Origin of the sequence: Thalassococcus lentus (assembly GCF_028023555.1) — a bacterium.
GTDB classification, from domain to species: domain Bacteria; phylum Pseudomonadota; class Alphaproteobacteria; order Rhodobacterales; family Rhodobacteraceae; genus Thalassococcus_A; species Thalassococcus_A lentus.
In genome coordinates this window covers 729413-745094 of the sequence record NZ_JAQIOY010000001.1, presented here as the reverse complement: position 1 = coordinate 745094, position 15682 = coordinate 729413, and the positions used below count along the sequence as shown (strand labels likewise).

Sequence of the window (15682 nt, the reverse complement as noted above, 5' to 3'; positions counted from 1 at the left end):
GCCCACATCCTGCGGGGCCGGCACCATCGGGGATCGGCCACATCCAAATCTGATGTCGGCAAGCAAGGGATCAAAGCGCATCGGGCTCACACCTGTTTAGAACCGTTCATCCCAATATAGGAAAAGGCCGGCGCTCTTGCACCGGCCTTGTCTGATCCTGAGCGGTGAATTGCCGTCAGTCTTGCGGAATCACGCGCAGCGACAATTCCATCAGCTGATCCGGCATCGGATCCGAAGGCGCATTCATCATCAAATCTTCAGCGCGCTGGTTCATCGGGAACATGATGACTTCGCGAATGTTGCTGGTTCCGGCCAACAGCATCACGATCCGGTCGATCCCTGCAGCACAGCCGCCGTGGGGCGGCGCACCAAATTTAAACGCGTTGACCATGCCACCGAACCGCTTACGCACCTCGTCTTCGCCGTAGCCTGCCAGTTCAAAAGCTTTGAACATGATTTCGGGGCGATGGTTCCGGATCGCACCCGACACCAGCTCATACCCATTGCAAGCAAGATCATACTGGTAGCCTTTGACCGCCAGCGGATCTCCGTCCAGCGCTTCCAGACCACCCTGTGGCATGGAAAACGGGTTGTGGCTGAAGTCGATCTTGCCGCTTTCTTCGTCCGCTTCGTACATGGGGAAGTCGACGATCCACGCAAAAGCAAATCGGTTCTGATCCGTCAGTCCTTTTTCCTCACCGATCACGTCCCGCGCCTTGGCTGCGACACGCTCAAAGTTGGACGGTTTCCCGCCAAGGAAGAACGCGGCATCGCCAACGCCCAGTCCAAGCTGTTCACGGATTGCTTCTGTCCGTTCGGGCCCGATGTTCTTGGCCAAAGGACCGGCTGCTTCCATGCCGCCGTCTGCTTCACGCCAGAAGATGTAGCCCATGCCGGGCAGACCTTCTTTCTGAGCAAAGCTGTTCATGCGGTCACAGAACTTGCGGCTGCCGCCGGTCGGCGCCGGGATCGCGCGAATTTCAGTGCCTTCCTGCTCAAGCAACTTGGCAAAAATCGCGAAACCCGAACCCCGGAAATGCTCAGACACGTCCTGCATTTCGATTGGGTTGCGCAGGTCCGGTTTGTCGCTGCCGTATTTCAGCATGGCTTCGGCATAGGGGATCTGTGGCCAGTCTTCTGGCGCGTCTACTTTCTTGCCGCCGCCGAACTCCTCGAAGACACCCGCAATAACGGGCGCCACGGTATCAAACACGTCCTGCTGTTCGACAAAGCTCATCTCAAGGTCGAGCTGATAGAAATCCGTCGGCGACCTGTCGGCACGTGGGTCTTCGTCGCGGAAACAGGGCGCAATCTGGAAGTATTTGTCAAAGCCGCTGACCATGATCAGCTGCTTGAACTGCTGAGGAGCCTGCGGAAGCGCATAAAATTTGCCGGGGTGCAGGCGCGACGGCACCAGAAAGTCGCGGGCGCCTTCTGGGCTGGATGCGGTGATGATTGGCGTCTGATACTCACGGAACGCCTTGTCCCACATCCGTTTGCGAACGCTGGATACAACATCGCTGCGCAACGTCATGTTCTTCTGCATCGCCTCACGGCGCAGATCCAGGTAGCGATAGCGCAGACGTGTTTCTTCAGGGTATTCCTGATCGCCAAAGACCATAAGGGGCAACTCGTCCGCTGCGCCCAACACTTCGATGTCCCGCACAAAGACTTCGATTTCACCGGTTGGCAATTTCGCGTTGATCAGGCTTTCGTCGCGCGCTTTAACGTTGCCGTCGATCCGAATGCACCACTCGCTGCGCACCTTTTCCACTTCGGAAAACACGGGGCTGTCCGGATCGCAAAGCACCTGTGTAATACCGAAATGATCGCGCAGATCGATAAAGAGAACGCCCCCATGATCTCGGATACGGTGGACCCAGCCAGACAGGCGAACAGTGTCGCCAACATGGGATTTGTTCAGATCGGCACAGGAATGGCTGCGGTAGGCGTGCATGGTGCTCCCTTTCACGGGCGATTTCACGTTCGCGCCGATACATACCGGCTGGCCCGCGAAGTCAAGGGAGGCTGCACCAATCAAGCGTTACAATTCGCGACCGTGGTACATTGGATGAGTCCGCGGCTTTGGCCAAAGGTGGCGCAATGCAGCGCCAGCAGACCCAGATTTGGCGATTCCCAAACAAAGTCGGAAGCAAGGCAAAACAAGCCGTGAAAAATGCGACAACGTGGAGCCGCAGAGAATAAACGAAGTGTCAATTTTGATTGACACTCATCATTCTAGTCCAAATTCTGCATCTCGAGTGTAAAGGTGCACGCCTCTTCGCCACAGGCCTCGCATCCGGTTTCCGTGCAGAGCATGGCCGGATGGACCAAAGCGCGAAAAAGCGTTTGAAACAGAGTTTCGTGGAACACGCAAAGCGGCTTTTTCGATCTGGCGTCCTTGATTGAGGGATTGCCCACCAAAGAAAGTTGAGAGGTTTTCGGCGCTTCGAAAGTTGCGGAGCCACCAAACGTCCAGGCATTCTGTGACGCGGATCGGACAAGCATCCATGTCGCCAGCGGCCAAGGCAGGCGCCGCAGCATGGTCTTGGCGCTCGCAGGGATACGGTATTCCGCAACGATCGCCGCAGCACGGCGTCCGGCCTCGCGCAGAATTGCTTCACTCTGATCCGAATGAAGATCCCTAACAGATTGATGTATTTCGAAAACTTGTCGTTCTCTTACGTGATCCTGCGGACCGGGCAAGTAACGCATTCCTGCGCCTTGGAACAAAGCATCGCGCGCGACACCACCAACGGTTTCACCCAACACCTCATGCAAAGGAAGCACCATATTTGCGCTCATGAACCCCTTACCACGGGGTGGCCGCAATAGACCTGGCGTCGGCTCTACCATTGACCCGTCCTTTGGCGCGCGTCTGCACGTCGCTTGTTACTGGCGGCTCTTGCCACAAAACCCAACCAGCGACGTGTCCCGGACTTGCTCTAGCCATGCCAATTCGGGGTCACTCGGCAAAATGGCCTTCGCAGAAACGAGCCGCACTGGTCAAAAAAGGCCTATCCCGGATAGAAGCGTGGGTCGGCAAGCTCAATACATATTCAACATTCAAATATGTCACTCAAAGTTTACACTATCAGAAAAAAACAGGGCCGTCCCGCTTTCATTTGTGTCCGCCAAGGCAGAGTCGTGATTATCAGGGCTTGAACGTCACCTGCGCATGTCTATAACCCGCAACAATTTGCGGGCAGGGGGCGACTCTCTGCCCGGCTGCCCCACGCCCAATGACGAGGTCTGCCATGCCCAAACGTACCGATATCAAATCCATCATGATCATCGGAGCCGGGCCCATCGTGATCGGGCAGGCCTGCGAATTCGACTACTCCGGCGCGCAAGCCTGCAAAGCCCTGCGAGAAGAAGGGTACCGGGTAATTCTGGTAAACTCCAACCCGGCAACAATCATGACAGACCCCGGTCTGGCAGACGCCACCTACATCGAACCGATCACACCAGAGGTGGTCGCCAAGATCATCGAGAAGGAGCGTCCCGACGCTCTGCTGCCCACAATGGGTGGTCAGACCGGCTTGAACACTTCGCTCGCGCTGGAAGAGATGGGCGTGCTTGACGAATTCAACGTGGAAATGATCGGCGCCAAGCGCGAGGCCATCGAAATGGCCGAAGACCGCAAGCTGTTCCGCGAGGCGATGGATCGGTTGGGCATCGAAAACCCCAAGGCAACAATCATCACCGCACCGTTCGAACAGGCAGAAGGCAACACACCGTGGCCTCGCATTCAGGGCATCAAGCGTTCTCGCCTGTTGGACGAAGGCGAAAAACTGGCGCTTGAGGCGTTGGAAGACATCGGCCTGCCTGCTGTGATCCGTCCGGCATTTACCCTCGGCGGTACAGGCGGCGGCGTTGCGTACAATCGCGAAGACTACATCCACTTCTGCCGATCGGGCATGGATGCTTCGCCCGTGGGTCAAATCCTCGTGGATGAAAGCCTGCTGGGTTGGAAAGAGTACGAGATGGAAGTGGTCCGTGACACGGCCGACAACGCCATCATCGTCTGCTCTATCGAAAACGTCGATCCTATGGGCGTGCACACCGGCGACAGCATCACCGTTGCCCCGGCTCTGACGCTGACCGACAAGGAATACCAAATCATGCGCAACGGCTCGATTGCCGTGTTGCGCGAGATCGGTGTGGAAACTGGCGGCTCCAATGTACAATGGGCGGTGAACCCCGAAAATGGCCGTATGGTCGTCATTGAGATGAACCCACGTGTCTCGCGGTCCTCTGCACTGGCCTCCAAGGCCACAGGCTTCCCGATCGCCAAGATCGCCGCGAAACTGGCCGTGGGTTACACGCTGGACGAGCTGGACAATGACATCACCAAGGTGACCCCGGCCAGCTTCGAGCCAACCATCGACTATGTCGTGACAAAGATCCCGAAATTCGCGTTCGAAAAATTCCCCGGCTCCGAAGCCTATCTGACCACAGCGATGAAATCCGTGGGTGAGGCCATGGCCATCGGTCGAACCATCCACGAGTCGTTGCAGAAAGCGCTCGCCTCGATGGAATCCGGCCTCACGGGCTTTGACGAGGTCGAGATTGCCGGTGCACCGGATAAGGCAGCCGTCATCAAGGCAATTTCGGAACAAACACCTGATCGCATGCGCACGATTGCGCAGGCCATGCGCCACGGCCTGACCGATGACGAAATCCACGGCGCCACCATGTTCGACCCATGGTTCCTCGCCCGGATCCGCGAAATCATCGAAGCCGAAGAAGACGTGAAAGCAAAAGGCCTGCCTCAGGACGAAACCGGCATGCGTGCGCTCAAGATGCTGGGCTTCACTGATGCCCGACTGGCCAAGCTGACCGGCTTTTCCGAAAGCGATGTACGCAAATCCCGTCAGGGGCTGGGCGTAACGGCCGTCTTCAAGCGCATCGACACCTGTGCCGCCGAATTCGAAGCGCAGACACCTTACATGTATTCGACCTACGAAACCCCGATGATGGGCGAAGTGGAATGCGAAGCGCGCCCCTCGGACCGCAAGAAAGTGGTCATTCTGGGCGGTGGTCCAAACCGCATCGGACAGGGGATCGAGTTTGACTACTGCTGTTGTCACGCTTGTTTCGCCCTGACCGAAGCGGGTTATGAAACGATCATGATCAACTGCAACCCCGAGACTGTGTCGACCGACTACGACACCTCGGATCGTCTGTACTTTGAGCCGCTGACCTTTGAACACGTCATGGAAATTCTGGCGAAGGAAAAGGAAAACGGCACTCTGCATGGCGTGATCGTGCAGTTCGGTGGCCAGACCCCGCTCAAGCTCGCCAATGCGCTGGAAGCAGAGGGCATTCCGATCCTCGGCACCACGCCCGACGCCATCGATCTGGCCGAAGACCGTGAACGGTTCCAGGCGCTCGTTAACCAACTGGGCCTCAAACAGCCCAAGAACGGCATCGCCTCAACGGACGCACAGGCCTTGGCCATCGCCGAAGACATCGGCTTTCCGCTGGTGATCCGCCCCTCTTACGTGCTGGGCGGCCGCGCTATGGAAATCGTACGCGATATGGCCAACCTTGAGCGCTACATCAACGAAGCCGTTGTCGTGTCTGGCGACAGCCCCGTTCTGCTCGACAGCTATCTGTCCGGCGCAGTGGAACTGGATGTAGACGCACTCTGCGATGGCACCGACGTACACGTGGCCGGTATCATGCAGCACATCGAAGAGGCCGGCGTGCACTCGGGCGACTCGGCTTGCTCCTTGCCGCCCTACTCGCTCTCTGATGACGTGCTGGCGCGCATCAAGGAGCAGACAGTCGCATTGGCCAAGGCGCTCAACGTGGTGGGCCTGATGAACGTGCAGTTCGCAATCAAAGACAATGAGATCTACCTGATCGAGGTGAACCCCCGCGCATCGCGCACCGTGCCATTCGTGGCCAAGGCCACCGACAGCGCCATCGCCTCCATCGCAGCCCGCGTCATGGCGGGTGAACCACTGACCACATTCCCGATGCGGGAAGGCCACGCCATGTCGACCGACTATGACACCGATGTGCCAATGGCCGATCCGATGACGCTGGCCGATCCGAACATGCCTTGGTTCTCTGTCAAAGAAGCGGTGCTGCCCTTTGCCCGCTTCCCGGGCGTGGACACCATTCTGGGGCCAGAGATGCGTTCAACCGGTGAAGTCATGGGTTGGGACCGCAGCTTCCCCCGCGCATTCCTCAAGGCGCAGATGGGTGCGGGCACCGACCTGCCAACCGAAGGCGCTGTGTTCTTCTCGATCAAGAACGACGACAAAACCGCCCAACTTGTGGAAACCGCCCAATTGCTGGTGGACCTCGGCTTCTCGATCGTTGCGACCTCGGGCACGGCCAGCTTCCTTGCCGATAACGGTATCGAGGCGGAAGTGGTCAAAAAGGTCTACGAAGGCCGCCCGAACGTCACCGACATCATGAAAGATGGCGGTATCCAGCTGGTCATGAACACCACCGAAGGCGCCGCAGCGGTCGAGGACTCACGCTCTATCCGCTCCATCGCCCTCTACGACAAAATCCCCTACTACACGACCGCAGCAGGCGCCCATGCCGCAGCGCTGGCCATGCAGGCCCGTGAAGAAGGGGAGTTGGTGGTGAAGTCACTGCAGGGGTGATTTGATACTTGCGAAAGGCATCGAGAACGTTATCCTTGTTCCAAACAATAATAACAACCGAAGAGCAGACAAAAGGGTGTGGACATCATGAAGATCGATCAACTCATTGAAAAGGCCAGAAAAGTAAGAATGACTGAGCCGCAAAAATTGGAGCAGCGGATCAGTTTTGCCTTCGGGACTGCTAAAATCGAAAATGATGATGTAACACGTGAAATGGTGCAGGATGCCGTGAGGAAGTTCTCCGAAGCGAACGGGAATGGCTGATCGAAAGAGCGAAGCAGAAGTTCCAATCCTCATTGAAGACCCGCATGATCTAGCCCAACGTGAGGCAGAAAATGCGGTACTTCAATATGATTGGGCTATGGAAGAAGTGGCGCGTTGGCTCAAGGACGACAACTCGAAATTCCGCGTGTCGATGCTTCTTACACTCCACAGAAAAGCTATGGACGGGATTGATCCATATGCAGGCAATTTCCGGCCTGCAGGCGTTGCAATAAAGGGCAGCAAACATGAACCAGTGTCTGGTGAAGATGTAGCTAGATACGTCGAAGAAATGCTGGATTACATTTCTGTGAATTGGCAAAAGTCGACAGCCGTTCACTTGTCGTCATACGCAATGTGGAGGCTAAACTGGATTCATCCATTTTCTGATGGCAACGGGCGTACTTCGCGTATGTTATCGTACATGGTGCTTTGCGCGCGTCTTGAGCAAGTCTTGCCAGGCACGCGAACGATACCCGAACAAATATCAGAAAACAAAGACCCTTACTACAGGGCTTTGGAGAAAGCAGATCACGCATTTAAAAGCGGTTCCGTCGATGTTTCGGAAATGGAACGTCTCATGGAAAACTACTTGGCTAACCAACTAGTTGAAATCCATGAAAAAGCGGTCGGAAGCGAGGTTCGTAAAGATGCCCTGCATGAACCAGCCATGCAAAAAAAAGGAATGGTAGCATTGATCGAGGCCCATCCGGTAATTGTAACTTCAATAGTCGCAATTGTTATAGCGATCGTTACGATTTTTCTTTCGGCCTAACTACAATCAGTTTTGGTTAGGCAGAGGATTGAACTGCCAAAACAGTGAACAACTGTTCGTCCAAGCGACACGATTTTGCGCGACTATCAACCCCTCGGTTCACAACAAATCTCGATGCGCCCTCCCGCGTGGAGGATCGGGCGCGGCCCGGCGTTCCGCCGGGCAAGCCTATTTGAAGCTTTTCGCACACCGGCACCCACCTCCTCAACGCATGTCCAGTCCTTCGGTTGTGCATCCCCTGCCCCCCCTGCTAAACCGCCACCGAACGCAGTCCGGAGGTCCCCATGAGCAAACCCGTCATCCTTACCATTCTTGACGGCTGGGGCCTGTCCGAAGACACCAAAGCCAACGCGCCGCATTTGGCCAAGACGCCTACGATGGACCGGCTCATGGCGACCTGCCCGAACGCTACGCTGATCACCCATGGCCCCGACGTGGGTTTGCCCAAGGGCCAGATGGGTAATTCCGAGGTGGGTCATACGAACATCGGTGCGGGCCGGGTGGTTGCGATGGATCTTGGTGCTATCGATCTGGCGATCGAAGACGGATCATTCTTTGAGAACGCGGCGCTGCTGGATTTTGCCGTCACGGTCAAAGCCGCCAAGGGCCGTGCGCATGTGATGGGCGTGGTCAGCGATGGCGGCGTGCATGGTCACATTGAACATGTCAAAGCCGCGCTTAAGGCGCTCACTGATCAGGGTCTTGAGGTGATCCTGCATGCGATCACCGACGGGCGCGATGTGGCGCCTCAATCCGCCGATGCCTTCCTGACTGATCTCAGCGCCGCCCTTCCTCAGGGCGCACGGATCGGCACCGTGATCGGCCGTTACTACGCCATGGACCGCGACACCCGCTGGGACCGGGTCGAGCAGGCCTATCGGGCCATGATCCTGGGCAAAGGCGAAACGGCGACGTCGGCCATTGAGGCGGTGGAACAAAGCTATGCCGCAGGCAAAACGGATGAGTTCATCCCGGCGACAGTGATCGGTGATTATGCAGGGTTGGACGAAGGCGATGGATATTTCTGTCTGAATTTCCGTGCCGACCGCGCGCGCGAAATCCTTTCAGCCATTGGCGATCCGGATTTTGACGGTTTTGAACGCGAGCGCTCTGATTTGTCTGCTCTGCTGGGCATGGTGGATTACTCCAAGGCGCATGACGCTTTCATGACCACGGCCTATCCCAAACAGGACATCATCAACACGCTGGGTGAATGGGTAGCCAAGCAGGGCAAATCCCAGTACCGCCTCGCCGAGACAGAAAAATACCCGCATGTGACATTCTTTCTGAACGGCGGGCAGGAACAGCCGGAGCCGGGCGAAGACCGCTTCATGCCCAAATCGCCACAGGTTGCCACCTATGACATGCAGCCCGAGATGAGCGCGCCCGAAGTGACCGAGCGTTTTCTTGCCGCCATTGACCATGGCTATGACCTGATCGTTGTGAACTACGCCAACCCGGATATGGTTGGCCACACAGGCGATCTGCAGGCTGCCATGAAGGCTTGCGAAGCAGTGGATGAAGGGTTGGGTCAGGTGGTGTCAAAGCTGGAACAGGTGGGCGGTGCAATGCTGGTGATCGCGGATCACGGCAATTGCGAAGTCATGGTCGATCCTGAAACCGGCGGGCCACATACGGCGCATACCACGAACCTTGTGCCTGCGATCCTGTTTGGCGGACCGGATGGCTCGGATCTCAAGGCCGGGCGGCTGGCAGACGTGGCGCCCACTTTGCTGGCGCTTATGGGGCTGGACCAGCCCCCCGAGATGACCGGTAAGAGCCTGATCGCATGAAGCATGTCGCGCTGATCTTGTGCCTTTGGTGCAGCGGCGCATACGCCCAATCTGCGGCCGATGCAGCCTCGCAGGCGGCGCGGTCTTTGGAAACAGCCTCAGTGCAACTGGACAAGGCCGACAGCGCCCGTGATCGCGTTGCCGCGCTGACCGAGGTTGTGCGTGCCTACGAAGACGGGCTGAGCGCGATGCGGGACGGACTTCGCAAAGCAGCGATCCGCGAAACCGAACTGAACCGCAAGCTGGCTGCCCAAGAACAGGAAGTTGCCCAATTGCTGGGTGTTCTGACCGCTTTGGGCGGACGGGCACAGCCGCAAACCCTGCTGCATCCCGAAGGCCCCTTGGGAACCGCCCGGTCCGGTATGTTGCTGGCTACGGTGACGCCCGCATTGGCCCAGCAGGCAACTGCCCTGCGCAATGATCTCGAAGAAGTAACGGCCCTAAGGCAAATCCAGCAAAGCGCCGCGAACACTTTGGAGCAGGGCCTTTCTGGCGTGCAATCCGCGCGCACAGCCTTGTCCAAGGCCATTGCGGATCGCACTGATCTTCCGCGCCGGTTTACCGAAGACGCGGTGCGTACGGCCATTTTGATTGCAGCAACAGAAACGCTCGATGGTTTTGCCAGCGGGCTTAGCCAGATCACCGAAGACGAAGTGCCGCAAAACCTGCCGCGTGTGGCCAACCGCAAGGGAACCTTGGCGTTGCCTGCCCGTGGGACGGTTCTGCGCGGGGCGGGACAGGCGGACGCCGCTGGAGTGAAACGTCCGGGTATCGTTTTGGCAACCGAACCACGCGCAATTGTCATCACGCCAACCGCCGCCACGATCCGCTATAACGGCCCTCTGCTCGATTATGGACTGGTCACCATTCTGGAGCCGCAAAGCGATCTCTTGATCGTTTTGGCCGGCTTGTCCGAAGTCTACGGACGCGCCGGAGAGGTCATTCCCGAAGGAAGTCCGGTGGGGCTGATGGGCGGCAATGTTCCGGACAGCAACACGCTCCTTTCACCAACTGTTGAACAAAACGGCGAAAGGGGTGGCGTCCTGCGTTCGGAAACGCTCTATATAGAGGTAAGAGAAGGCGATGCGCCTGTCGATCCACTGACGTGGTTCGCAACCGACAAAGGATGATTTGGGAATGAGAAAATTCGTCATGGCCGCTGCTGGCGGCACCTTGGCTTCGGTCATTGCGACCACACAGTTCGTTGGCCCCTTGCTGGCCCAGGAAGATAACCGCCCAACCAATGTCTATGAACAGTTGGACCTGTTTGGCGACATCTTTGAACGCATCCGCGCACAGTACGTCGAAGAAGTGGACGAAGCCGACCTGATCGAAGCTGCGATCAATGGCATGTTGACCTCGCTTGATCCGCATTCGAGCTATCTTCCACCGGACGACGCGGCCGACATGCGTGTGCAAACGCGCGGCGAATTTGGTGGACTTGGAATCGAAGTCACTCAGGAAGACGGCTTTGTGAAAGTTGTCTCTCCGATTGACGACACCCCGGCCGATGCCGCTGGCATCGAAGCCGGCGATTTCATCACCCACGTCGATGGCGAAAGCGTTCTTGGCCTTACACTGGACGAAGCGGTCGACATGATGCGCGGTCCTGTCGGATCAGAAATCGTAATCACTGTCGTTCGCGAAGGCGAAGACGAGCCCTTCGATGTCTCAATCATTCGCGACACGATCAAATTGACCGCCGTTCGGTCCCGCGTTCAGGGCGAAACGGTTGTTCTGCGCGTGACGACATTTAACGATCAGACCTTCCCCAACCTGTCGGCCAAGCTGGCAGAGCGGGTCGAAGAAGTGGGTGGTATCGATGCAGTCAACGGGTTTGTTCTGGATCTGCGCAACAACCCCGGCGGTCTGCTGACACAGGCAATCCGGGTATCGGATGCCTTCCTCGAAAAAGGCGAAATCGTCTCGACCCGTGGTCGCAACCCGGCGGATGGTGATCGTTTTAACGCGACACCCGGCGATCTGGCACAAGGCAAACCGCTTGTGGTGCTCATCAACGGTGGCTCTGCGTCAGCTTCGGAAATCGTTGCGGGCGCCTTGCAGGATCATCGCCGCGCCATCGTGGTCGGCACCAAGAGCTTTGGTAAGGGATCCGTGCAGACGGTCATGCCCCTGCGCGGCGACGGCGCAATGCGCCTGACCACAGCCCGCTACTATACGCCATCGGGCCGTTCCATTCAGGCATTGGGTGTGTCCCCTGACATCGTGGTTGAACAGCCCCGTCGCCAGCCCGAGGCCGAGGAGGAGGAAGACAACAACGTATTCTCCCGCTCCGAAGCGGATTTGCGCGGCAGCCTCGACAATGACAGCCTGACCGAAGAAGAAATTCGCCAGATCGAAGCCGATCGCGAAAAGGCCGAAGCCGCAGCAGCCCTGCGCGAAGAGGACTATCAGCTGGCCTACGCCATCGACATCCTCAAGGGTCTGTCCGCTTTGGGCCCGAAAGAGTAAGCGCCAACACCGCCTTGGCAAAACGAGGGCCGAAATCTGTGATGGATTTCGGCCTTTTTTATTTCAGAGGACACTCATGACGCCAGAACAGATCGCACAACTGCCTTACCGCCAGAACGTTGGCGTGATGCTGATCAACACGGTTGGCAATGCTTTTGTCGGCCAGCGGCTGGACAGCGATATCTCAAGCCCCGCTTGGCAGATGCCACAGGGCGGGATCGACAAGGGCGAAAGCCCACGCGACGCCGCCCTGCGCGAGCTGGAGGAAGAAACCGGTGTGCTGCCATCACTTGTGACCGTCGAGGCCGAGACAAAAGGATGGATTCCTTACGATCTTCCCCATGACCTCGTTCCGAAAATCTGGAAGGGTCGGTTCAAAGGGCAAGAGCAGAAATGGTTCCTGCTACGATTTCACGGCAAGGACGAACAGGTGAACATTCAGACCCAACACCCGGAGTTCTCGCATTGGCAATGGCTGCATCCGCAGGACGTTCTGGCGCAGATCGTCCCCTTCAAACGGCATGTGTACGAACAGGTCATTCAGGAATTTCAGGGGCATTTGTGATGCGGAACCTCTTGTTCAGTCTTGCTGTTGTTCTGGCCAGTCCGGCCTTCGGCCTGAGCTGTTTGCCGCCCGATATCGCATCCGATTTCAAGTACGCCAATGACTCGGAAGACATCTGGGTCGTGGTCGAAGGCACTGTTCGTTTCGACGAAAAGAAGCTGCCCAAGGTCAATATGAAACGGCAGGACAAGACGCCACCTCACACCGATATACCCGCGCGTTTCAAAGGAAAGTCGCTCTCGGACACTGGTTTTGACCGAAGGTTCGAAACCCCGATCACACTGCGTATTCAGTGTTTCGGACCATGGTGCGGCGGAGCGAGCAGCGGTGCGAACTATCTGACCTTCCTGAAGAAGGAAAAAGGCAGCTACGTGATGATGGCCGATCCTTGCGGCGGCATGACCTATCCCGGCGGCTCTGATGACCTGCGCAAAAAGGTTCTGTCCTGCTTTCAGGGCAAGGCCTGTGACTCCGAACCGCTCCGCTAAACGCGTACACTGCGATCAAAACGGCACGATGGTCCGCTTGGCCATTTCTGAGAACTGTTCCAGGTGTGGTGCGCAGGCAGGTCCGGCAGGGGCTGGTGTCGCATGGCTTTGGCCGATTGCCTGCTGACGAACGACTGAAATGGTTCGGGTCTGATCTTGATGCGATTGCAGGGCAGCCGGGCGATCAGGCGTTTCTGTTTGGGCTTGTTCCCTGCGCTGTCGCTGCCTGCGTCATGCCATTCCTCAGTGTGCTAGATCGGTTGCCATCAGACACGCAATTGCGGCGCGCCGTGCGTTCTAATGCACGGCTTATGGCCTATGTGGCGCGTAGGCGCGCTGCACTTTAACCCCGTACGATCACTTGCGACGCTGCCGCGTAACCTTGCGCTTGGTCTTGGCGTCTTTCTTTTTCGCCTTTGCCTGCTTGCGTTTGGGGCCAGAGCCAGATTTTCCCCGGCTCTTGCCACCTGGTCTGCCACGACCTCTACCCCGTCCAGAAGGAACAACGCTTTCGTAGGCTTCGTCTTCGATTTCCAGCATCTCGAAGGCGATGCCACCGGTGACCGGTGCCGCCTCGACCAGCTTGACCCTTGCCCGCATGCCAAGCGCAATAATGCGCCCTGTGTCCGACCCCATCAGGGTGCCCGCATCCCGGTCAAAATGGAAATACTCCCGTCCCAGCGTACTGATCGGAACCAGTCCATCTGCACCGGATTCATCTAGCTTCACGAAAACGCCGAATTTGGCAATTCCGCTAATCCTTCCAGTGAATTCCGCGCCCACACGATCCGACAGGAACGCAGCGAGATAGCGATCCGTTGTATCGCGCTCCGCCATCATGGATCGGCGCTCGGTGTCTGAAATATGCTGGGCGGTTTGCTCCAATCCCTCGATTTCGTGCGGCGTAAGCCCGTCATCTCCCCAACCATGGGCCGTGATCAAAGCACGATGCACGATCAGATCCGAATAGCGCCGAATGGGCGATGTGAAATGCGCATAGTTCTGAAGCGCCAAACCAAAATGCCCAAAATTCTTGGGGCTGTAGTAGGCCTGTGTCATGCTGCGCAGCGTCGAGATATTGATAAGCTCAGCATCATCACTGCCCGCCGCATCGTGCAAAAGCTTGTTCAGATGGGCCGTCTTGAGCACCTGACCCTTGGCCAGCGTGAACCCGGCAGACGCCGCCGTGTCGCGCAGGCTTTCCAGCTTGTCGTCCGGCGGTTCTTCGTGAACGCGGAACAGCAAAGGGGTCTTCTTGGCGATCAGGGTTTCAGCCGCAGCGACATTGGCCAAGACCATGCATTCTTCGATCAAACGGTGCGCATCCAGACGTTCAGAAAAGTCCACGGACTGCACTTTGCCGTCGTCGTCCAGAACGACCTTACGCTCTGGTAGGTCCAGATCAAGCGGCTGACGTCGATCCCGTGCAGAACGCAAGGCAGCATAGGCCGCGTACAATGGCCGGATAACCGGGCTGACCAAATCAGCTGTACGCTCGTTTGGCGCGCCCTCCATCGCGGCCTGCACCTCTTGATAATTGAGCGAGGCAGGCGACCGCATCAATCCGCGGTGAAACCGGTGTGACAGCTTGTTGCCATCGCTGTCCAGCTTCATTTCGACCGCGATACAGGCACGCGGTACACCCTCATGCAGGCTGCACAAATCCCCAGACAACCGATCGGGCAGCATCGGCACAACGCGATCGGGGAAATAACTGGAATTACCGCGCTTGCGCGCCTCGCGATCAAGCGCCGTGCCCGGTTGCACGTAGTGCGCCACGTCGGCAATGGCGACCCACAGGATATGACCGCCCTTGTTCTTGGGGTCATCATCCGCGCAGGCGTAGACCGCGTCATCGTGGTCCCGCGCATCGTTTGGGTCAATCGTGACCAAGGGCATGTCGCGCAAATCTGTGCGGTTCTTCATGCCAGCCGGTTTCATACCATCCGCTTCGGCCAGCACCTCGGGCGGGAAATCATCCGGAATTCCGTGCTGGTGAATTGCAATCAACGATACGGCGCGCGGCGCGGTCGGATCGCCGAGGCGCAGAGTGACGCGGGCTTTGGGCAGTCCCATACGTCCCTTGGGCCCGGCCTGCTCCCCTTCGACCAATTCGCCATCTTTGGCGCCGCCGGTTGCATCGGGGGCCACCATCCACTCACGGTCTGATCCTTTGTCGATCGGCAGAATGCGCCCACCTTCGGCACCCTTGCGGAAAATGCCTACCACCTTGCGCGGGCTGGTCCCAATGCGGCGGATCAGGCGGGCTTCGTAGTTGTGATCTTCCTCATGCACCACCTGCAGACGCGCGAGTATGCGGTCACCTTCACCCAGCGCCGGATCAGATTCGCGGGGCACATAGAGCACAACCGGTTCCACACCCTCGCCGTGCCATTCCATGGGCTTGGCAAAGAGATCGCCGCTGCTGTTCGGTTCAAGCATCTGCAGCACACTGACCGGAGGCAACCGATCCGGGTCGCGATAGGTTTGCTTACGCTTTTCCAGATGCCCTTCTTCTGCCAACTCCTTAAGCATGCGTTTGAGATCGATGCGCGCAGCGCCCTTGATGCCAAAAGCCTTGGCAATGTCTCGTTTCGCGGTGAGGGTCGGGTTTTCGGATATCCAGTCGAGAATATCCGCCTTGCTTGGCAGCTTTGTCATGCTTCTGCCCTAACATGCGCGCAAGGTGGCGTCATCCA

At 57.7% G+C, this 15682-nt stretch carries 12 protein-coding genes; 9 read left to right on the top strand and 3 right to left on the bottom strand.

Going from position 1 to position 15682, the window contains the following annotated elements; translation table 11 throughout:
* Positions 1-175: 175 nt before the first annotated feature.
* Together aspS and bchJ are read right to left on the bottom strand one after the other, a co-directional pair.
* The gene (gene aspS / locus PFY00_RS03605; RefSeq protein ID WP_271431135.1) at positions 176-1957 is read right to left on the bottom strand and encodes an aspartate--tRNA ligase; all 1782 of its coding nucleotides are present in this window, start codon (positions 1955-1957) and stop codon (positions 176-178) included.
* A gap of 281 nt (positions 1958-2238) precedes the next feature.
* Complete coding sequence (gene bchJ, locus PFY00_RS03600) at positions 2239-2805, bottom strand: bacteriochlorophyll 4-vinyl reductase (RefSeq protein ID WP_271431134.1); 567 nt, start codon at positions 2803-2805, stop codon at positions 2239-2241.
* Between the two features lie 452 nt (positions 2806-3257).
* On the opposite strand from bchJ, the gene carB reads away from it, so the two are divergent.
* The 9 genes from carB to PFY00_RS03555 all read left to right on the top strand — a co-directional run bounded on the left by carB (position 3258) and on the right by PFY00_RS03555 (position 13330).
* Positions 3258-6629, top strand: a complete 3372-nt coding sequence (carB, locus tag PFY00_RS03595) for a carbamoyl-phosphate synthase large subunit (RefSeq protein WP_271431133.1) — start codon at positions 3258-3260, stop codon at positions 6627-6629.
* An 87-nt stretch (positions 6630-6716) separates the two neighbouring features.
* Entirely contained in the window at positions 6717-6893 is a 177-nt protein-coding gene (locus tag PFY00_RS03590; RefSeq protein WP_271431132.1) for a hypothetical protein, read from the top strand.
* The gene (locus PFY00_RS03585) at positions 6886-7665 is read left to right on the top strand and encodes a Fic family protein (protein ID WP_271431131.1); all 780 of its coding nucleotides are present in this window, start codon (positions 6886-6888) and stop codon (positions 7663-7665) included. Before PFY00_RS03590 ends, PFY00_RS03585 begins: the two co-directional genes overlap by 8 nt.
* A 284-nt stretch (positions 7666-7949) precedes the next feature.
* Positions 7950-9458 (top strand): 2,3-bisphosphoglycerate-independent phosphoglycerate mutase, encoded by a 1509-nt coding sequence (gene gpmI / locus PFY00_RS03580; protein ID WP_271431130.1) that lies wholly within the window; start codon positions 7950-7952, stop codon positions 9456-9458.
* Complete coding sequence (locus PFY00_RS03575) at positions 9455-10588, top strand: murein hydrolase activator EnvC family protein (RefSeq protein WP_271431129.1); 1134 nt, start codon at positions 9455-9457, stop codon at positions 10586-10588. The genes gpmI and PFY00_RS03575 overlap by 4 nt, the downstream gene beginning before the upstream one ends.
* A 7-nt stretch (positions 10589-10595) precedes the next feature.
* Positions 10596-11930, top strand: a complete 1335-nt coding sequence (locus PFY00_RS03570) for a S41 family peptidase (protein ID WP_271431128.1) — start codon at positions 10596-10598, stop codon at positions 11928-11930.
* 76 nt (positions 11931-12006) lie between these two features.
* Entirely contained in the window at positions 12007-12495 is a 489-nt protein-coding gene (locus PFY00_RS03565; RefSeq protein WP_271431127.1) for an RNA pyrophosphohydrolase, read from the top strand.
* Positions 12495-12983, top strand: coding sequence for a hypothetical protein (locus PFY00_RS03560; protein ID WP_271431126.1), 489 nt, complete (start codon positions 12495-12497; stop codon positions 12981-12983). The genes PFY00_RS03565 and PFY00_RS03560 overlap by 1 nt, the downstream gene beginning before the upstream one ends.
* 68 nt (positions 12984-13051) lie before the next feature.
* Entirely contained in the window at positions 13052-13330 is a 279-nt protein-coding gene (locus tag PFY00_RS03555; protein ID WP_271431125.1) for a glutathione S-transferase family protein, read from the top strand.
* A gap of 10 nt (positions 13331-13340) precedes the next feature.
* On the opposite strand, the gene rnr is transcribed toward PFY00_RS03555, so the two are convergent.
* On the bottom strand, positions 13341-15644 hold the full coding sequence (gene rnr / locus PFY00_RS03550; RefSeq protein WP_271431124.1) for a ribonuclease R: 2304 nt from the start codon (positions 15642-15644) through the stop codon (positions 13341-13343).
* Between the last annotated feature and the right edge of the window lie 38 nt (positions 15645-15682).